Source organism: Arthrobacter pascens (genome assembly GCF_030816475.1).
Classification (GTDB): Bacteria; Actinomycetota; Actinomycetes; order Actinomycetales; family Micrococcaceae; genus Arthrobacter; species Arthrobacter pascens_B.
In genome coordinates this window covers 2,213,437-2,232,083 of record NZ_JAUSXF010000001.1, presented here as the reverse complement: position 1 = coordinate 2,232,083, position 18,647 = coordinate 2,213,437, and the positions used below count along the sequence as shown (strand labels likewise).

The window sequence follows — 18,647 nt, the reverse complement described above, 5'->3', positions numbered from 1 at the left end:
CGCCTACTTTTGCTTTGGACTTTCGGCGCTGAGCGCATTCTGGAACTGACCGGCCATCTCCTGACGGAAGGCATCAATGTCACCTTCCAACGCCAGTTCAGCCAATCTCTCGTGCTCAACAGCGATTTCATGGAGATCACTGTATGTAGGGTGGTCCACCGCGAAGTAGAGTCGCAGCTTGTTCTCCCAACCGTTCCAAAGAGCCTGGAGCGCGGCGTTCCCCGAGAATTCATAGAAGAGCCGGTGAAAGCGAAGGTGGGCGTCAATGCTGGCCGGGATATCGTTGGTGTCCGTGGCCCGGTACAGTTCCTCGATGGTTTGCTTCAGCCGCAGCCGTTCAGGACCGCGCAACGCTGCTGCCGAGAGTTCAGCAGCATAAGGCTCCACAAGTAAACGGATTGATGCGATCTCGGCGACGTCGCGGGCACTAACCTCGACAACGAAGGATCCCCGGAAGGGGATCTTCACGACCAGCCCTTCCTCCTCAAGCTTGGTCAGCGCCTCACGTAGCGGGGACCGACTGATTCCGAGATCGGCAGCGATGTGCGTCTCGCGCAGCTGTTCCCCTGGAGGCACAGTTCCGTCCAGGATCGCTGTACGCAGCACGCGGTAGACACCGTCCGGCGTCGTCGTCCGCTGTTCTTGCCACTTGAACTTGCCGTCCATCGTGCCGCCTCTCTTGTCGATTGTCGATTATACCGGGAGCCGGTGTTGCCCGTGGTAGGCGCCACTGAGAGCGGCTAGTCCTGCAAAGTGTTGGTGAGGTCCTGGATGGCTTTTTGCATATGCCATTTGATTTCCTTGAGGAGGCCCTGCCTGTCGCCTGCCTCCAACAGGTCCAGGATGTTTTGGTGTTCCTGTACCAGAACGTCGACGTTCGGGTAGCAGGCTTCCAGGTAGGGGATACACATTCTTGATTCGGCCGCCAGCGTCTTGTAGAGGCGGATAAAACGAGAATTTCCCATGCCGGCTACGAGGGCTGAGTGGAACTTCATGTCAAGCCGCGCAATCGTCTGCCAGTCTGGCGCGGCCACCTGCTTCGCCATTTCGCCCACAATTTCCTTCAACGCTTCGCAGCCGGCTCTTATCTGCTTGGGGCTGTCATCCAGCAGCCTGCTTGCTGCGGCGGATTCGACGAACTCGCGAACCTCGTAGATTTCCTTAATGTCATGTGCTTCAACTTCGAGGACAAACACTCCGTGGTTGCGCCTACTGATGAGGAGCCCTTCCTGGCACAAGCGCTGTAGTGCTTCCCGGAGAGGACCACGCGACTTGTTTAGCTGGCGCGCCAGGAGGGACTCGTTGATTTGTTGCCCCGGGCGGATGAACCCTTGGAGGATTTGTTCGCGCAGCTGATCTGCGATCAGCTGCGCCGTCGGTCTCCCTTCCAGTGCAAAAAGTCCTTCGGGGGCCTCCATTGACCTCATCTCTCATTCTTCGGCATGCTACGTATTTCCAGATGTTAGAGCGGTGTACTTGTACCTGTCTTGAACCGTTCCGGGCGTACGAATTCCAGCCCCTCCAAGGTCTGTTTGCCGAGGGCTTCGTGTGCGGCAATGTGGCCGTAGCCCGTGGCATTCTTGAATCCGCCTCCGGAGAATCCGGTGGCGCAGTAGATCCTGCTTGACTCGCTGAACCAGCCCAAAAGCGGACTCCGGTCCCGTGTGTAGAGGTCCGGGAAGGCGTCCGAGCGGACGATCGTCGGGATCAGGCCTGGGATGAATTCAGAGACCGTTTCGATGGTCTCGGCGATTTCGGCTGTTGAGAGTTCCCTGGGGAAACCGTCGGGGTCCGGTGTTACTGTGCCGCGGCCGTCAAGGGTGGCTTTGACTGTGACGCCGTCGACGGCGGGTGCCCCGTACATTGATCGGTCCTCGTACATCCGGTTGAACGTGGGGAACTTTTCCGGGGTGAACTGGGCTGCGTCGTGGGCAACAAACCAGGTCAGGAAGACGCGCTTTGTCTGCGTTGCGGCTTTGAGGTAGTCGGGCATAAGCCGCCGTGACCAGCCGCCGGAGGAGACGATGACGTTTTCGAAGGTCCAGGAGGTGTCTCCGGAGGTGATGACAACGCCGTCGTCGGTTTCGGTGATGCTGTCGATCGGGGTGTTGGTGTGTACGGTTGCGCCGTTGGCCTGGGCTGCGGCGATGGCGGCAGTGACGGCGCGGTCGGTGCGTAGGACTCCGGCATTCGGGTCGTAGATGGCGCAGTCATCAGGGCGGAGGTTGTGCTGCGGGTAGCGTTCTGCCATCTCCTCGTGACTGAGGATTTCGTGGGCCGCCCCGTTGGTTCGGGTGGTTTCCAGGAGGCTTCGGATGTACAGGCCGTCGGCGGTGCCGATGGACAGGCCGCCGCAGCGTGTGAAGATGTCCTGTCCGGTTTCTGCTTCCAATTCAGCCCAGAGATCGCGCGACCGTTCCAGGATGGGGTAGAGGTCGGGGTTGCCGAGGTAGATCATGCGGAATAGGCGGGTGTCGCCGCCCACGGCGCTTCTGCCGTGAGCGGGTGACTGCGCCTCGAATCCGATGACGGAGTCGGTCATATGCGAAACCTGCCACAAAGCCATGCTTCCGATGCTGCCCAGGCCGATGACAGCAAGTTTTCCGTCCATGGCCTACAGCACCGGTTCCAGGAAGTGCGCACCGGCGGTCTGAACTCTATTCATGGTCTTCATGGTGTTCCCTCCAGGGGGTTCAGGTGAAGGTTTGGGTGGAGGATTATTCGTGTAGTCCGGCGAGTCTGCTGCCGAATTTGGCCAGGAGTGAGGTCTTGGTGGAGTCCCTGCGTTCTTCCCATTGGTCGGCAAGTCCGAAGAGCCGGTACATGCCGTGGACACCGAGCCAGCGGATGGGTTCAGGTTCCCAGTTCCGTGCGCGGTAGCCGACCCAGGGGAGTGTCGTCCGTTCGGTTTCCTGCTCGAAGGCGAGCTCCGCGAGGGTTCTGCCGCCGACATAGGCTGCCGTGACGCCGTGTCCGGCGTAGCCGGTGGACGATCCGATCCCGGACGCCTGATCCCAGTGCACGCCGCCGTTCCAGTCACGGGTAACGCCGAGGACTCCGGACCAGGCGTGATCCACTTCGAATTCGATACCGGGGAAGAAGGAGCGAAGCTTTGTGGAGATCAGGTCAATGGTGGACTGGGGTGTTGAACCGGCGCCTCCTGTGCCTGAGCCGTAGCGGTAGGGGACCCCCCGTCCGCCCATGGTGATTCTGCCGTCGGCTGTTCGCTGCGAATAGATGAATGTGTGTGCGGAGTCGCTGAGGCACTGGAGCCCGTTCCAGCCGATCTGCTCCCATGCCTCGTCGGACAGCGGTTTGGTCACGATCATCGAGGAGTTGATCGGTATTAGGGTCCTGCTGCCAAGCAGTGGTCCCGAATAGCCTTCCGTGCAGATGAACGTCTTGGCAGCGGAGACGCGTCCGTTCCCTAAGGAAAGGACCTTGCCGTCGACACTGTCCACCCGGCTGCCCTCGTAAATGCTCACCCCCATGGAGGTTAGGGTGTCAGCGAGACCGTAGACAAGTTTCGCGGGGTGGAACCGGGCGCAATGCTTGTTGAAGAGCCCGCCGTGGACGGTGGAGATGTTGATCTTGCTCTGGAACTCGTCCCGGTCAAGCAAATGGACATCGTCTTCGCTCAGCCCGTACTTCCAGTCGGTGTCACGCCTGGCCACGAGCCGGCCCTGCCCGGCCTTGGTGTGGGCAGCGACCAGCGCGCCGCCCTTGTGCTGATCCGCATCGATGCCCTCGGCCTGGAGAATATCCAGGACGGAATCGACGCCGGCGACAAACTCCTGCTGCAATGCAATGCTGGCGTCCAGCCCGCCGCCGGATGCGCGGGCGAAGGTGGCCCGGTTTCCCGGGGGCATTGCTGAGAGCCAGCCGCCGTTCCGCCCGGAGGCACCGTAGCCGATCTGTTCTGCCTCAAACACAGCAACCTTGAGTGACGGGTCGAGTTTCTTGGCGAAGTACGCGGCCCATAGGCCGGTGTAGCCGCCACCGACAATTGCCAGGTCTACAGCGTCCTGACCGGTAAAGCGGGGGTAGGTGGGCCTGGTGTCCGCGAGTCCGGACATCCAGAAGCCAAGATTTCCATTTCGGGGTGATGCCGCAAGCGCTGTCATAGTGTCCTTCTTTGTCTGGGAACGGTTGTGGTGTTCAGGCGGCGGTGTATCCGCCGTCGACGGGCAGGACCGCTCCGGTGATGTAGGAGGATTCCTTCGACGCCATGAAGAGGATGGCGTCGGCGATCTCTTCGGGGGTGGCGAGGCGCTGGAGCGGGATCTGGCCTTCGCGGTGGGCGCGGTAGGCTTCGGGGTCTTCCCTGCGCTGGATTGATGCTTCGATGATGGGGGTTGCGGTCAGGCCCGGTGCCACGATGTTGACGCGGATGTTGCGTGAGGCCCATTCGATCGCGGCACCTTTGGCGAGCATGATCAGGCCGCCCTTGGCCGCGGAGTACAGGACTTCGTCGGGCTTGCCGACCATGCCCAGGCGTGAGCTGACGAGGACGAACGAGCCACCCGTGGCGGGCATCAGTGGCGCGAAGTGCTTCATCACCAGGAAGGAGCTGAGCAGGTTGCTGTGCAGCACGTTCTTCGCATCCTCGTAGGCCATCTCCGTCAGCGGGCCGCTGACCTGCAGGCCGTGGTTGAGGACGACGACGTCCACGGTGCCGAAGGTTTCGGCGGCCTCCCGGGCCAGGCTTTCAACGAACGCTTCGTCATTGAGGTCTCCGGGAACGTAAAGGTCATCGGGCTGGGCGCTGTCGGGGTGCTCCCTGCGGCCGGTGAGCAGCAATCGGGCACCTTCGTTACGGAAGTGGGAACATACTGCCCGTCCGATTCCGCTGTTGGCTCCGGTGACCAGGGCCGTGGTCTTATCAAGTCTCATATCAGACACTCCATCGTGGGTAAATTGCTGGGGTTGCAGGCTGGGGGACGGAAAGTCCCGTCCGGTGATCGGTCCGGTTCCGTCAGTTGAGGAATCCGCGGGCGTCGACAGGCCACCGTTCCACGGTGGTGCCCGTGCTGTCGGTGACGATGTACTCCTCGAAATTGACCACCACCGGGCAGACATGGTTGGGGACCACCGGGAGCACCGTGCCGACGCCCGGGCGGAAGTCCACTGTGTGCAGGGGGAGGAATCCGTGGTATTCGTTGAGCCTGGACAGGACGGCGTTGGTGCCTGCAATGGCGCCGTAGCCGATCTCGGGGCTGCCTTCGCGGCCGAGGGCTTTGGTGCCGATGTCGAGGATGACCTGATCAGGGACCCAATCGCTGACCACTGTGCCGGCGACGAACAGTGCGATCTGGTCCTCGGTGCAGGCACCGAGCCTGGTGTTGTTCATGTCGTTGAACACGTATTCGCCGGGCCTGATCTCGGTGATGACGCTGTTGGTGGCGAACTCCACTGTGGGTGTGGAGCCGGCGCTGACCACCGCCGGAGTGATCCCCACTGCGCTGAGGCTGCGCACCGCCGTGACGAGGGCGGCGTCCTGGTCTTCGGCGGCACGCTTGCGCGCGTCCGGTCCGGCGCTGCCGTGGCCCGGATAGGTGAAGACACCCGCTGGCACGAGGCCGCGGTTGCGCGCGGCGAGGGCGAGATCGCCTGCGGCCTCGGGGGCAGCGCCGGAACGGCGGGCGCCGCAGTCGATCTCAATGACGATCTGCAGCAGTCCGGGTTCGTCGCCCATCGCGTGGGCGAGGGCGTTGATCGCCGCGAGGTTGTCGACACCCACCCGCAGCCGGGTGGTTTCGGCCAGTTTGCGGATCCGCGGCCCTTTCGTCCCGGCGGCCCAGATCGGGTAGGCGATGAAGATGTCATCGAACCCGGCCGCGGCGAAGACCTCGGCCTCACCCACGTTGCCGGCAGTAATCCCGACCGCCCCGGCCTTGACCTGGCGCCTGGCGATTTCTACGCACTTGTGCGTCTTGACGTGTGGCCTAACGTCCAGGTTCTGGGCGTCGGCGAAGGCCTGCATGCGGTCGATGTTCTCCTGCATCACGTCGGCCAGCACGATCGGTGAGGGGGTGTCGATCCGCTCGAGGAGAGCCTCGAGTGCTGATTGAATGCGGTTCACGCTGTGCTCCTCATGAATTTTCTGTCTATGAATGATCGAGGGCAGCGGTGCTGGCTTTCCCGAATGCTGAATGTGCGGGACCCGCATCAGCGGGTCCCGCACACCACCACCGCTCCAGCACCACGGCCGCGCCCGTCGCTAAACGGCCGTGCAGATCATCTGGATCTCGACAGGAGTGTTCAGCGGCAGCCCTGCGACACCGATCGCTGTGCGGGCGTGCCGTCCGTTCTCTCCCAGCACCTCGATGAGCAATTCACTGGCCGCGTTGGCGACCTTCGACTGCAGACCAAAGTCCGGCCCGCTGGCCACGAAGACCAGCATCTGCACGATCCGGACACGGTCCAGATCTCCCACCCCCTGGACAGCGGCAGCGAGGCAATTCAGCGCGCAATGGCGCGCGAGCTCCTGTGCCGTCTCCAGATCCACGTCCCGGCCCACAACGCCGGTGCCCAGCAGAACCCCGTCTTTGTAAGGCAGCTGGCCCGCGATGTGGATGCTGGAATCCACAGCCCGGTGGTCCACGTAGTACGCGTTATCAGCAAGGACGGGAAGCTCCATGCCGAGGGCCTGGAGCCGCTCCAAAGCCGAAGCGCCCTTTACGGTTTGAGGTAGCGGCAGACTCATCTGTACAGGTCTCCCTTAGGAGGCAGCGGGACGCGGCAGACCGAAGAGGACGGGGAGCTCGGCGATGTCGGTGATCCGCTCGTAGCCGAGCCAGTGCTCGTCCTGCTCGAAGCCGCGGTCGACATACACCTTGTTCTTGATGCCCAGGATGGACGCGGAGCGCAGGTCGTACATCGGGCTCGCGGAGACGTGCACAATCTCATCCGGCGTCACGCCCAGCTTGTCGAACATGTACTCAAACGCACCAAGGCGCGGCTTGTACATCCCCATTTCCTCTGCGCTGATGACGACGTCGAAGGGGGCCTTGAGGTTCGCTGAAAGGCGTGCAGCATCCGCGGTGTCGCTGTTCGTGATGATGACCAGCGGGACTTCTTCAGCCAGGCGGTTCAGTGCTTCGGTTACACCCGGGTACGGGCCCCAGGTGGGGACGATCTCGTAGACGGCCTGGGCGTCGGCCTCGCGGTACTCAAGGCCGAGCCTGCGCGAGGCGCGTTCCATGGAGTTGGCGATGATCTGGCGGAACGGCTTGTATTCGCCCATGCACTCGTCGATGCGGTACGCCTTGGTCGCCTGCAGGTACGCGTCGGCAACCTCGGCCGGCAGCCGGTCGCCCAGGACCGCACGAGTAGCGTCCGCGATAGCGAACTTGATCAGTGTTCCGTTCATGTCGAACGTCACGAACTTCGGCTTGGTTTCGAATTCGAATGCCATGTGATCCTCCAAATTAAGCGGGCTTCGTCGATTGTCGACGAAACTGACGTGCTGTCGATTGTCGACGATACTCGGGGGCGCCATGCGTTGTCAACGATCCCTGGGATTTAATTCGCGGATCCACGAGCTCGCGGGCTGTATGCAGCAGGGATCTGAGACCGACTGCCGAGCGGGCTCGCACGGCGCCAGGGGAGTGTGCCGGCCACCACTGTCGCCAGCATTCTGAATCTCGAGCTGCTGGTGCATGCGTGGGACTTCGCCAAGTCCACCGGCCAGGACCTGGCTGTGTCCGACGTCGTCACCGACTACGTAGAGGGGCTGGCCCTGACGACGATTTCCGATCAGGTCCGCTCCGGCGGCAGCTTCGCCCCTCCCAAGCCCGTCGCGGAGACAGCCGGCAGCCTCGAACGACTCATCGCGTTCACCGGCCGGACCGCCACCGTCTGACCCATCGATGCATCCCTCCCGCAGTAAACAGAACAACAATCATGAAAGAAGGCATAAAACGTCCAAGTTTCTCTTTATCTACCACGCCCCGATGACGCCTGCCGAGGCTGCGCCGCCGGCACCGGAAGACATGGAAGCCGCCATGGGGGAGTGGAATGCATGGGGTTCCAAAGTTGGCGACGGCCTGATCGACTTCGGATCGCCTTTGGCTAACGGCGTCCGCGTGTCGCCCGGCGGAGCCCCCGCGCCGAGCCAGCGGGACGTTGCAGGATACAGCCTCCTCGAGGCCGGGAGCATCGACGACGCCCTTGAACTCGCCAGGCAGCACCCGCACCTGAACATGCCGGGCTGTGAAATCGAAGTTCACGAGGCGCAGCAAATCCCAGGAATGTAGCCGAGGGCTTCAACTCGGGTCAGGCAGTTTGGAATTCCCGTCCAGCCGCAGCCCGGACAGGAGCTTTGGGGATGAAACGCCGAATGAAGGTGGCCGTTGTCGCCCCGAGAAGGGACAGGAGGAGCCAGGGAGCGAATGCGGTGACTGATGGCGTGTAGGCGAGTTCGTAGAGGGGTGCGAGCGCCGCGTTGCCCATGACGACGGCAAGCCCTCCCGCGCTTGCAAGCAACCCGTAGTACGCGCCAGTGGGGCGCCCGGCCGCAAACTCCAGTACCAGTCCCATCGCCATGGGCACAACGCACATGTTGCCGAGTGCAAGACCTGTCACCAGCAAAATGGCCGGCAGGATCGGAAGCTCGCTGGGCGGTGGGACTATGGCCATGGCCGCGAGAGACGCGAAGCCGAGGGACTGCAATGTGAAGCCCAGCGGAAGCGCAACTTTCGGTCCGGCTTTGCGCATGAGCCGGGCCATCGGCCATTGAAGCGTGATGGTCAGGACTGATGCGTAGGCAAAGACTATCGCCAGGGCCTGGACACCCGCACCGCTGCGTTCCAGCTCCACAGGAAGCCCGAAATACAGCTGGTTGGCCGCCAGGAGATTGATGCTGAAGAAGGCGGCGAACCCGATGAACCTTTTCTCCCTGAGGCAGGACCAGAGGCCCGACGTCGGCGAATGGTCGGGCAGGTCGGCTGAAGTTTTGGTGGCCTGGGGGTGGGTCTTCGGGAGAAACAGCCAAAAGACCAGAGCCATCACGGCAAAGACAGCAGCCCCTGCCATCAGGGAGGTGTCAAAGCCGGTATGGAGCAGAAGGGATCCCAACAGCGGACCGACAACCACGCCTACCTCGCCGCAGACGACAGCCAATGCAAAGAGCGTGGATACATTGTGCTGCCTTTCGGAACGGCTGTGAGCGGACTCGTCGTGCACTGTGCTATCCGCCGGTCGGTCTTTCTCACTGTTCCCGTTCTGGGCGGCCGAACCCACGAGGCTTTGCAGGGCCGGCGAAAAAAGTGCACCGCCAATTCCCGTGATGACTGCGCCGATCAGGAATAGCGGAAAGTCTGTCGCCCAGGCCAGCAGCAGGAAGCCGGCAATCCGTACCAGGCACCCCGTGATCATCGACTGTCGTGCTCCCCACCGGTCTGCAAGTGCCCCGCCGAAAAGGAACATTCCCTGCTGGGCGAAGGTGCGCGCGCCAAGGACGATTCCGATGGCCATCGCGCCCAGCCCGAAGTCGTTCCGCATGGCTACCGCGAGGAACGGCACTACCGCATAGAAGCCGATGTTGAAGATGAGTTGGCTGGCCAGCAGAAGCTGCGGCGCAGGTTCAAGCCTGACAGGACGTCGCCGGGTGAGCCTCGGACGCAACTGTCGCGCCGCCGTCGGCCTCATCTGTGGCTGCCGAGCGGAGAGGCGGAAAACATGGCGGATCCTTACGTACAGGGGTGGTGGAATGTCCTCCACCTTATCAAGAACTATTCGCAATAGCACGTTAAGTCGTGAATCCGGGATGAGTATCCGCTACCACAGAAGACCCGTTTTCCCGACGGTGCGCTGTCAGTAAACTGGGACGCATGACCGAGCAGGAACCCGCCTCGCGCGGGCCCGCTGCCGCTCCCGACGACGTCGACACCTCCGTACGCAGTCCGGAGCAGCGGTCCCGCACCTTCACAGGAATCCTGGTGAACACCGCCCTAGCGAACATCACCACCAGCTATCTGTGGTTTGCCCTGACCTTCTGGGTGTACCTGGAGACGCGGAATGTGATCGCTACAGGCGTGGTCGGGGGTGCGTACATGCTGTTGATCGCGCTGTCCAGCATCAGCTTTGGAACCTTTGTGGACCGCTACCGCAAGCTGGCCGTGATGCGGTTTGCGGCCGGCTTCACCCTGGTGATGTTTGTTCTGTCCGGCGTCATGTTCCTGCTGACACCCATAGGCTGGCTGCTGGACCTGAGACAGCCGTGGTTCTGGGTCTTCACCCTGGTCATCCTCATTGGGGCGGTGGTGGAAAACATGCGCAATATCGCCCTGTCCACCACAGTGTCCATTCTCATCGAGCCGGAGCGGCGGGCTAACGCCAACGGGCTGGTGGGCATGGTGCAGGGAATCATGTTCATCGTCACGTCGGTGCTGTCCGGGCTCTCGGTTGGGCTGCTCGGCATGGGTTGGACCATTGTCGCCGCCCTGGTGCTTACGGTGCTTGCCTTCGCGCACCTGTGCACTCTGCGCATGCCGGAGGAAGCGCGCCCAGCAGCCACGGATGCGCACGGTGGGTTCGACTTGCGCGGCTCCCTTGCCGCAGTGTTGGCCGTTGCCGGGCTGTTCGCTCTCATCCTGTTTTCTTCGTTCAACAACTTCATCGGCGGCGTCTACATGGCGTTGATGGATCCCTACGGCCTGGAGATGTTCCCCGTGGAGCTGTGGGGGACATTCTTCGCGCTTGGCTCGACCGGGTTCATCGTGGGAGGCGCCCTGATCGGCAAGTTCGGGCTAGGGTCCAACCCGCTGCGGACCATGCTGATGGTAGTGATCGTGATGGGCGTCCTTGGTGCGGTCTTCACACTGCGCGAATGGGCGTGGCTGTACATTGCGGGGATCTGGCTTTACCTGGTTCTGGTTCCTTTTGTGGAGGCCGCGGAGCAGACAGTCATCCAGCAGGTTGTGCCACTGGAACGGCAGGGCCGGGTGTTCGGATTCGCCATGGCGTTCGAATCCGCGGCAGCTCCAATTACCGCGTTCCTGATCGCACCGATTGCCCAGGTCTGGATCATCCCGTACGCGCGGTCGGCTGAGGGCGCCGCCCAGTTGGCCCCCTTGCTCGGTGAGGGCACTTCCCGCGGCATTGCGCTGATCTTCCTGGTCGCCGGCATCATCATGATCGCGGCCGCTTGGGTGGCCTTCCTGACCCCGGTCTATCGCCGGGTGTCGTCGTCGTATGCACGGTCGGCTGCAGAGGCGACGGCGGACTCCGGCTCCTCGTCCTCCGGGTGAGCCGGCTTAAGTTCACCGCTGAGCGCGGAACCCGTCCGGTCACACTGCCCTGTATAGGGGTCAGTGCTTCAGGCGTTCAGTCGCGGCAGTCCGGCCAGAGCTGCTCTCCGTCTGCAAAACAGGTGCCCGGGCTCCATTTCTGCGGAATGGCGGATGGAGTGCGCCACCCCGTGGCGGGGTAACTGTTGCCGCTGGGCACTCTGACTTCCGTGCCGGTGCGTGAGGGCCCGCCGACGGTCCGTGGCGCTGAGATCCGTTTCATTTCAGCCCACTGCGGTGATCAGTGCTGGGACCGCCGACGACGGCGGCTACTTCCCGGGCTGGTGCTTGATCCATTGCTTTTCCTGCTTCGCGCATATCCGGTGCTGCCTTCTGCGCCAGCGGCTTTGTACCGCCGGTGTGCTGCTGGGTTAACGATGTGGCCGCCGGATCAAGACTTCTCGTGGTTTTTCACAGTTCCAGTGAAATTTTTGGGCAGGAATAGGCAAGCATCCCGCCGGTACTGCAGCGCCTGGATATTAAAGGGCCTTGATCGAATCCGGAAGCCGGCCAATGAGGATGAAAATGAAGGCCGCCACAGACGTCAACCGAAAATGCACTCGAAGCGGACGAGATGCACGGTTGGGCCGCTGCTTCTGCCGGCCATTCATGGCGGTCGCAACACTTTCGGTCTCAATTGCTAATGATAATGGTTTGCATCTAGTGTGATGGGTCGAGTCATCAAGACACCGCAATAGAGAAGGAAACAGAAAAAATGGGTTGGCACAGGTGGAGGGTGGCGGGCGCGTCCGCTGTTGCGTTGTTAATGATTGCGGGGTGCGGCGGTGCGGGCAATGATGTCCCGGCAGCCAAAAAGCCCCTGAAGGTGGTGGGACAGTTTGAGTTCCACAGCCTGGACCCCTCCACGGCCGGTGGCGTGTTCACCCGTCTGCAGGTGGCTGAAACCCTGGTGGACGCGGACGTCCGGGGCGCCCCCAAGCCGGGACTGGCGGAGACCTGGGCCGCCTCCGCTGACGGATTGTCCTGGACGTTCACGCTCCGTCCGGGCGCCCTTTTCCACGACGGCACGGCTGTCACGGCTGATGTTGCGGCTGCTGTGCTTAACAGTGCACAAGGCAAGGCCGGCACTCCGCTGGCGACGGTTCCGCTCAAGGCGATCTCCGCCGATGGCAGTTCTGTCCGCGTGGACCTGACGGAGCCCTTTGCTCCCCTTCCGGCGGTGCTGGCCCACACCAGCACCCAGATCCTTGCGCCAAGCTCCTACGGCCCGGACCACGCAGTAACCCAAGTAGTGGGTTCAGGACCCTACAAAGTGGCACACATCCAGCAGCCTGCGGACATCGAACTGGCGGCCTTCGAGGGGTGGCGGGGAGAGAAGCCGGCGATCTCCGAGGTCACGTATCAGGCCGTAGGGAGAGCCGAGAGCAGGGCATTGATGGCCGAAAGTGGCCAGTCCGACGTCACTTTCGGCATGGATCCCACCAGCCTTCAGAAGATCAAGCAGTCACGCAACCTGGACATTGTGGACGTGACCCTTCCCCGCACCATCCTGCTCAAGGCCAACGCCGGTCATGAAATCCTGGGCGATGTCCAGGTTCGTCGCGCGATAAGCCTGGCCCTGGACCGTGAATCGATGGCCACAGCTTTGTTGCGGGACCCCGAGATGGCAGCAACGCAGCTTTTTCCGCCATCGTTGCCGGATTGGCACCAGGCATCTGCCACACCCCTGGAGCATGATCAGACGGCGGCCAAGGACCTGCTGGCCGCCGCGGGCTGGCTCCCGGGCAGCGACGGCATCCTGGAACGCGGCGGCAAGAAATTCACGGTCAGCCTGCGCACGTTTCCTGACCGCCCGGAACTGCCCATCCTGGCCACCGCGATCCAGGCGAAGCTGAAGGAACTGGGGATCGCCCTGGAGGTGAAGGTGGGTAACTCCAGCGAGATTCCGGCCGGGCATCAGGATGGATCGCTGGAGCTGGCACTTTTCTCCCGCAACTATGCACTGGTACCCGACGCGCTGGTGACCCTGGCCGGTGATTTTGCGCCCGAAGGTGGGGACTACGGCCCCATGGGCTGGAACGATCCTGCGCTTACCTCCGCCTTGCACGTCCTGGCCAGCGGCAACGACGCAGGCCAGGCAGCAGAGTCCCGGAGGAAAGTTACCGAAATCCTGCAGACCCAGCTGCCCGTCATCCCCGTGGCCTGGTACCGGCAGAGCGCCGTGGTGAACACCCGGGTTGAAGGACTCGTCCTGGATCCGCTGGAGCGTTCATGGCGTCTGAGCGACCTGACCTGGAAAAAGTAGGAGCGGACATATGACACTATCGACGGCTAAACCTGCCGCTGAATTCCGTGCCCTAACCAGGGCCGCTGTCCCTCCCGCCGTGGCCACGGCGGCAAGGGTTTTGGGCCGCCGCGTCGCGCAGGCGGCCGGGGTAGTCCTCCTCGTCTCTACCGCTTGCTTCGCCATTGTCCAAAGCCTCCCCGGCGATATCGCTTTCCGGATTGCCGCCGGCCGCTACGGCTATGACCAGGTGACTGCCGCGTCCGCAAACATCGTCCGCGCTGAGCTGGGGCTTGACCGGTCGGTCTGGATCCAGCTCGTGGACTGGCTCTCCGGCCTGGCATCCTTTGACCTCGGCAACTCCCTGGTGACGGGGGCAAGTGTGGCCGGGGAGCTCGGGCTTCACATTTCCAGCAGTCTGCAGCTGGCGGCGGCTGCACTGGTTCTTGCCTTGAGCGTCGGAACCACGGTGGGAGCCCTGGCAGCGGCCCGGCCGGGCGGCCTCCTTGACCGGCTCACCACAGTGTGGGTGTCCGCCGCGCGGGCGCTGCCGCCGTTCCTGCTCGGACTGGTCCTGATCCTGCTGTTTTCGGTCCACCTGGGCATGCTGCCCGCCGCTGGCCACGGTGAAGCGAACAACATCGTGCTCCCCGCGGCAACTCTCGCCGTCGGCCTTTCCGGGCTGTTCGCCCGGGTGACCCGCGACGCGGTGGCACAGATCCGGCAATCGGACTATGTCCGCTTCGCAGCCACCAAAGGCCTGGGCGGCTGGCTCGTGTTCCTGCGGCATGTCTGCCGGAATACCGGCGTGACCCTGATCGCGTACGTCGGAGTGCAGGTGCTGGTTCTCATCGAAGGTGTTGTGGTCGTGGAAAGCCTCTTCGCCTGGCCTGGCCTGGGACATGCCCTGGTCCATGCAATCTTCTGGCGGGACATCCCCATGATCCAGGCCGCAGCACTGGCGCTGGCGCTCATGGTGGTCGCCATGAATACGATCGTCGATCTCGCCACAGCGGCAGTGGATCCCCGGCCCCGCCATAAGGAGGCAGTACTGTGACGAACAGCGCCGCCATGAACCAGCTTTCCCCGGCACCAGCCAGGGCCTCCAAACAGCCGCAATGGCTGTCCGGCGGCACTGCAACCCAGCTCATTTCGGCTGCCCTGTTGGCCATCCTGGTTGTTTTCGCGCTGGCCGGACCGCTGGTCTGGCCGGATCACGCGGTTCAGGACCTGTCCAGGTTCCTTGAGGCGCCAGGGCCCGGGGAGCCCCTTGGCCGTGACCACCTGGGCCGCAGCGTCATCGCGCGGCTGGCGCACGCCGCACAACTCTCGCTGCTGATGGCGGTGCTTTGCGTCAGCGCTGCCCTGCTGTTCGGAACGCTGGCGGGCATAGCGGCCGCGTGGCGCGGCGGCTGGGTGGACACACTGCTGCACGGCCTATCGGAGGTGTTCATCGCGCTGCCGGCCCTGCTGGTCGTGCTCGTCGTCTCGGCCATCGCCAAAGGCGACATCTGGACTCTCTGCCTCGGGCTGGCACTGGCGCAGTGGGTGGAGTATTTCCGCATGGTCCGCGCCCGGAGCGGCCTGATCCTGGCGGGCCCTGCTGTGGAATCCGCGGCCCTGCTCCGGCTCGGGCCCGTCCACATCGTACGCAGGCACCTCTTCCCTGAGCTGCGGCCGCTGCTGACCACCATGGCGACCTTCGGCGTCGGCTCCTCAATCCTTGGCCTCTCGACGCTGGGCTTCGTGGGGATCGGTGTCCGACCGCCCACGCCGGAACTTGGACAGATGATCACCGAAGCTTTCCCGTACTACCACGAGGCACCCTGGATGGCGCTGGCGCCCGTCCTGGTTCTCACTGCCATCCTGATCGGGCTCCTGGGCCTGCGGAGCAAGGAGTCCCGAGCATGAGCCTGCGCCTCAGCAACCTCAACGTTACCCACGGCGACAAAGTCCTGGTCGAGACCGCCCGGCTGGTCTTCGAGCGCGGGCAGCCGGTGACGATCGTCGGCGAGAGTGGTTCGGGTAAATCTCTGCTGGCCCACGCCATGATGGGCACGCTCCCGCCGAACCTCGCAGCCCGGGGAACCCTGACTGTAGACGGGCATTCCTACGACATCAGTGATCAGGCGAACCGGCGCGCGTTGTGGGGACGGACGATGGCCCTTCTTCCCCAGGAACCCGTGCTTGCCCTGGACCCCACCATGCGCGCCGGCGAGCAGGTGGCCGAAGGCGTTCCCGCGTTCCGCACAGACAAACGCGGTGCCCGGCGCACTGCTGATGCCCTGCTTTCCTCCCTGAGCCTGGGGCAGGCCTCCAGTTCCTTTCCACATACGCTTTCCGGCGGCATGGCTCAAAGAGTGGCGTTCGCTGCCGCAACCATCGGCGGCGCTCCCGTTCTCATCGCGGACGAGCCGTCCAAAGGCCTGGACCGGCGCGCCCGGACCGAATTGGCTGAACTCCTCAAACTGCATCTCAACGGCGGCGGCATCCTGCTGACCATCACCCATGATCTTGACCTTGCCCGCGAGCTCGGCGGGGAGGTCCTGGTGATGAAGGATGCCCATGTTGTTGAGCAGGGAGCGGCCGGCCAGGTGCTGGCACAGCCGGTGCATCCGTATACGCGTCGGCTCCTCGCTGCCGAACCCTCCCGCTGGAGTCATCCTTGGATGAGGGGCTCCCTGAATGCAGAGCGTGCGGATGTTGTACAGGGAGCGACGGGCGCTGTTCTGGTCTCGGGAGAGGGCCTCACGAAATCCTTCGGCGGTCAACAGCTGTTCAGCAATCTCTCCGTCGAGGTCAGGGCGGGGGAGCGGATCGCATTAGGGGGTCCCAGCGGAAGCGGAAAGACCACGCTGGGGAACGTCCTGCTTCGGCTTCTCCCGCCCGACACCGGAACGGTGCAGCATGCGGACGTCCTCAAAGGCGGACGGCTCCAAAAGCTCTACCAGGATCCCGCCCTGGCGTTCCCCCCGCGCGTACGGCTGGCGGAGGCACTGGGCGACGTGGTGCGCCGTCACGGACTGGACGGTTCCTGCCTGGAGGAACTCATGGGCTCGCTGCGGCTCGCTCCCGAACTTCTTCACCGCAGGCCGGGGCAGATTTCGGGCGGGGAACTGCAGCGGATCGCCATCATCCGGTCGATGCTCCTTGAGCCGGCCCTGGTCTTCGCCGATGAACCGACTTCCCGCCTGGACCTCATCACCCAGGAAGAAACGATGCGGTGCCTCATGGAGCAGGTGGAACTGCTGGACTGCGCCCTGGTTCTGGTGACGCACGACGACGCACTTTCGGCCGCCGTGACCGACCGCAGCATACAGCTGGGAGCGGCAACGCCGTTGAGAATGCCGGAGTTGCAGCCCGCTGTGCTGTAAGTGGAGCACGCCTGGCGCGAGGGCTGAGTGCGCCCGCGGATGTAGTCCAGCCCGATCTGTAAGGAAAGCTGACCGTCTGGTGTTAGGAATTTTCGCTTTTTTCTACCTTTTTGCCCTTATACGGTTGCTTCACCCAGTCGGCGGTAATCGCCTGCTGATCAGATCTTTTCTTTAGGAGCAGTTCATGAGTCTCACGCAGGACGATAGTCCGGTTTCCGCCGGCGCCTCAGGGGCAACAGCCTCCCGCAGCCCGGCTCACGGAAAGAAGCTTCGGACCCGTCATGTCACGATGATCACTCTCGGCGGGATCATCGGCGCAAGCCTTTTCGTAGGCTCGGCCAACATTGTCCGGGCCACAGGACCGGCTGCCACTCTTTCCTATGCCATCGGCGGAATGTTTGTCTTCCTGGCAATGCGCATGCTCGGCGAGATGGCAGCCGCCCGGCCCGCGGTTGGTTCCTTCATGGAATATGCCCGGGTGGGCCTTGGCAACTGGGCTGCATACGTCGTCGGGTGGCTGTACTGGTACTTCTGGGTAGGTGTCATCGCCTATGAAGCGGTCGTTGGCGGCGGTATTCTTCATGGCTGGTTTCCCGCGCTGCCGGCCTGGGCAGGTTCTCTTGCCCTGCTCGCGATCTTCGTGTGCAGCAACCTCATCTCCCTTCGAACATTCGGGGAAACGGAGTTCTGGCTGGCAAGCGTCAAGGTGATCGCGATCGTCGTGTTCCTCGCCGTCGGCGTGCTGTTCGCGCTGGGACTCTGGCCGAACGCCACCTTCTCGGTATCGAATCTCTGGGTGCACGACGGTTTCGCGCCGAATGGCTTCGGCGTGGTGCTCTCCAGCATTGCGCTGGTGCTGTTCTCGTACTTTGGCACGGAGATTGCTGTCATGGCGGCCGCGGAGTCAGAGAACCCGGGCAAGGGAATCCGGCAGGCCGCGAACACGGTGATCTGGCGCGTCATGCTCTTCTACGTCGGGGCGATTCTGGTCATCGTGACGATCGTCCCGTGGAACCAGCTCCCCGAGCCTTCCGTCACTGCCCCGTTCACATACGTGTTCTCAAGGTTCGGGGTGCCGGGCGCCGAGGTGATCATGGGCCTCGTCATCTTCACGGCGGTGATCTCAGTGCTCAACTCGGGTACGTACTCTGCATCACGAATGTTCGCAGCCCTGGCTGAGCAGGGGCTTGCGCCGGCGGCCGTCGCGAAGCGGACCAAACGCGGTGTCCCGGCTCTCGCTGTGATTGCCTCGACCGTTGGCGGCCTCGTCGCAACCCTGGTGAACTTCATCGCGCCGAGTTCAGGCATTTACGACTTCATCATGAATTCAACGGGACTTGTAGCCCTGTTCGTGTACGTATTCATTGCGGTCACCCAGTGGCGGCTGCGAATCAAAATGACCGACGAAGAGCGGTCCAACCTCAAACTCAAGGTGTGGCTTTTCCCGTGGCTCAACATCGTCCTGATCGTCGGTGCCATCGGCATCGTAGGGATCATGATGCTGACCGAGGGCGGACGCACGCAGGTATGGACGAGTTTTGTCGCCGCCGGCGCCCTGCTGTTGTTCTGGCCGATCGTACGAAAGAGGCTCGCGCTTCAGAAGGAGAAGGAGGCCGGCTTCCCGCCCTCCGCCCTGGCCGAGACGCATCAGTAGGAGCCTGCACAGGCTGCTGTTAGCCCTCTCAGCAGGAGCAGGCGGCTAAATTCCACCTACAAGGAGGTTGTGGTCTGTTGGTC

General features: G+C 63.0%; 17 protein-coding genes. 8 read left to right on the top strand and 9 right to left on the bottom strand.

Annotated features, from left to right (window positions below; translation table 11 throughout):
* Nucleotides 1-3: 3 nt before the first annotated feature.
* From QFZ40_RS10265 to QFZ40_RS10230, 8 genes are all read right to left on the bottom strand, one after another.
* Nucleotides 4-666: a GntR family transcriptional regulator gene (locus QFZ40_RS10265; protein ID WP_306904236.1), complete on the bottom strand. Its 663-nt coding sequence runs from the start codon at nucleotides 664-666 to the stop codon at nucleotides 4-6.
* A 74-nt stretch (nucleotides 667-740) separates the two neighbouring features.
* Entirely contained in the window at nucleotides 741-1,427 is a 687-nt protein-coding gene (locus QFZ40_RS10260; protein WP_306904234.1) for a GntR family transcriptional regulator, read from the bottom strand.
* A gap of 35 nt (nucleotides 1,428-1,462) precedes the next feature.
* On the bottom strand, nucleotides 1,463-2,611 hold the full coding sequence (solA, locus tag QFZ40_RS10255; protein WP_306904233.1) for an N-methyl-L-tryptophan oxidase: 1,149 nt from the start codon (nucleotides 2,609-2,611) through the stop codon (nucleotides 1,463-1,465).
* 106 nt (nucleotides 2,612-2,717) lie between these two features.
* Nucleotides 2,718-4,124, bottom strand: coding sequence for an NAD(P)/FAD-dependent oxidoreductase (locus QFZ40_RS10250; protein WP_306904231.1), 1,407 nt, complete (start codon nucleotides 4,122-4,124; stop codon nucleotides 2,718-2,720).
* 34 nt (nucleotides 4,125-4,158) lie between these two features.
* The gene (locus tag QFZ40_RS10245; RefSeq protein WP_306904230.1) at nucleotides 4,159-4,893 is read right to left on the bottom strand and encodes an SDR family NAD(P)-dependent oxidoreductase; all 735 of its coding nucleotides are present in this window, start codon (nucleotides 4,891-4,893) and stop codon (nucleotides 4,159-4,161) included.
* Nucleotides 4,894-4,975: 82 nt separating this feature from the next.
* Entirely contained in the window at nucleotides 4,976-6,082 is a 1,107-nt protein-coding gene (locus QFZ40_RS10240; RefSeq protein ID WP_306904229.1) for an alanine racemase, read from the bottom strand.
* Between the two features lie 138 nt (nucleotides 6,083-6,220).
* On the bottom strand, nucleotides 6,221-6,706 hold the full coding sequence (locus QFZ40_RS10235) for a RidA family protein (protein WP_306904228.1): 486 nt from the start codon (nucleotides 6,704-6,706) through the stop codon (nucleotides 6,221-6,223).
* Nucleotides 6,707-6,721: 15 nt separating this feature from the next.
* Nucleotides 6,722-7,417, bottom strand: a complete 696-nt coding sequence (locus QFZ40_RS10230; RefSeq protein ID WP_306904227.1) for a haloacid dehalogenase type II — start codon at nucleotides 7,415-7,417, stop codon at nucleotides 6,722-6,724.
* 195 nt (nucleotides 7,418-7,612) lie between these two features.
* Here QFZ40_RS10230 and QFZ40_RS10225 point away from each other — a divergent pair, with 195 nt between their 5' ends.
* Nucleotides 7,613-7,864 carry a hypothetical protein gene (locus QFZ40_RS10225; protein WP_306904226.1) on the top strand — a complete coding sequence of 84 codons (252 nt, stop codon included), beginning with the start codon at nucleotides 7,613-7,615 and terminating at the stop codon, nucleotides 7,862-7,864.
* A gap of 91 nt (nucleotides 7,865-7,955) precedes the next feature.
* Nucleotides 7,956-8,258: a hypothetical protein gene (locus QFZ40_RS10220; protein WP_306904225.1), complete on the top strand. Its 303-nt coding sequence runs from the start codon at nucleotides 7,956-7,958 to the stop codon at nucleotides 8,256-8,258.
* Nucleotides 8,259-8,277: 19 nt separating this feature from the next.
* On the opposite strand, the gene QFZ40_RS10215 is transcribed toward QFZ40_RS10220, so the two are convergent.
* On the bottom strand, nucleotides 8,278-9,651 hold the full coding sequence (locus tag QFZ40_RS10215) for an MFS transporter (RefSeq protein ID WP_306904224.1): 1,374 nt from the start codon (nucleotides 9,649-9,651) through the stop codon (nucleotides 8,278-8,280).
* A gap of 182 nt (nucleotides 9,652-9,833) precedes the next feature.
* Between QFZ40_RS10215 and QFZ40_RS10210 the strand changes: the two genes are divergently transcribed.
* The 6 genes from QFZ40_RS10210 (at nucleotide 9,834) to QFZ40_RS10185 (ending at nucleotide 18,564) form a co-directional block, all read left to right on the top strand.
* Entirely contained in the window at nucleotides 9,834-11,252 is a 1,419-nt protein-coding gene (locus tag QFZ40_RS10210) for an MFS transporter (protein ID WP_306904223.1), read from the top strand.
* Between the two features lie 754 nt (nucleotides 11,253-12,006).
* On the top strand, nucleotides 12,007-13,557 hold the full coding sequence (locus QFZ40_RS10205; protein ID WP_306904222.1) for an ABC transporter substrate-binding protein: 1,551 nt from the start codon (nucleotides 12,007-12,009) through the stop codon (nucleotides 13,555-13,557).
* Between the two features lie 10 nt (nucleotides 13,558-13,567).
* A complete protein-coding gene (locus QFZ40_RS10200; protein WP_306904221.1) occupies nucleotides 13,568-14,593 on the top strand; it encodes an ABC transporter permease in 1,026 nt (341 codons plus the stop codon).
* Nucleotides 14,590-15,447: an ABC transporter permease gene (locus tag QFZ40_RS10195; RefSeq protein WP_306904220.1), complete on the top strand. Its 858-nt coding sequence runs from the start codon at nucleotides 14,590-14,592 to the stop codon at nucleotides 15,445-15,447. Before QFZ40_RS10200 ends, QFZ40_RS10195 begins: the two co-directional genes overlap by 4 nt.
* Complete coding sequence (locus tag QFZ40_RS10190) at nucleotides 15,444-16,910, top strand: ABC transporter ATP-binding protein (protein WP_306904219.1); 1,467 nt, start codon at nucleotides 15,444-15,446, stop codon at nucleotides 16,908-16,910. The genes QFZ40_RS10195 and QFZ40_RS10190 overlap by 4 nt, the downstream gene beginning before the upstream one ends.
* A gap of 184 nt (nucleotides 16,911-17,094) precedes the next feature.
* A complete protein-coding gene (locus tag QFZ40_RS10185) occupies nucleotides 17,095-18,564 on the top strand; it encodes an amino acid permease (RefSeq protein ID WP_306904217.1) in 1,470 nt (489 codons plus the stop codon).
* The last annotated feature ends 83 nt before the right edge of the window (nucleotides 18,565-18,647 follow it).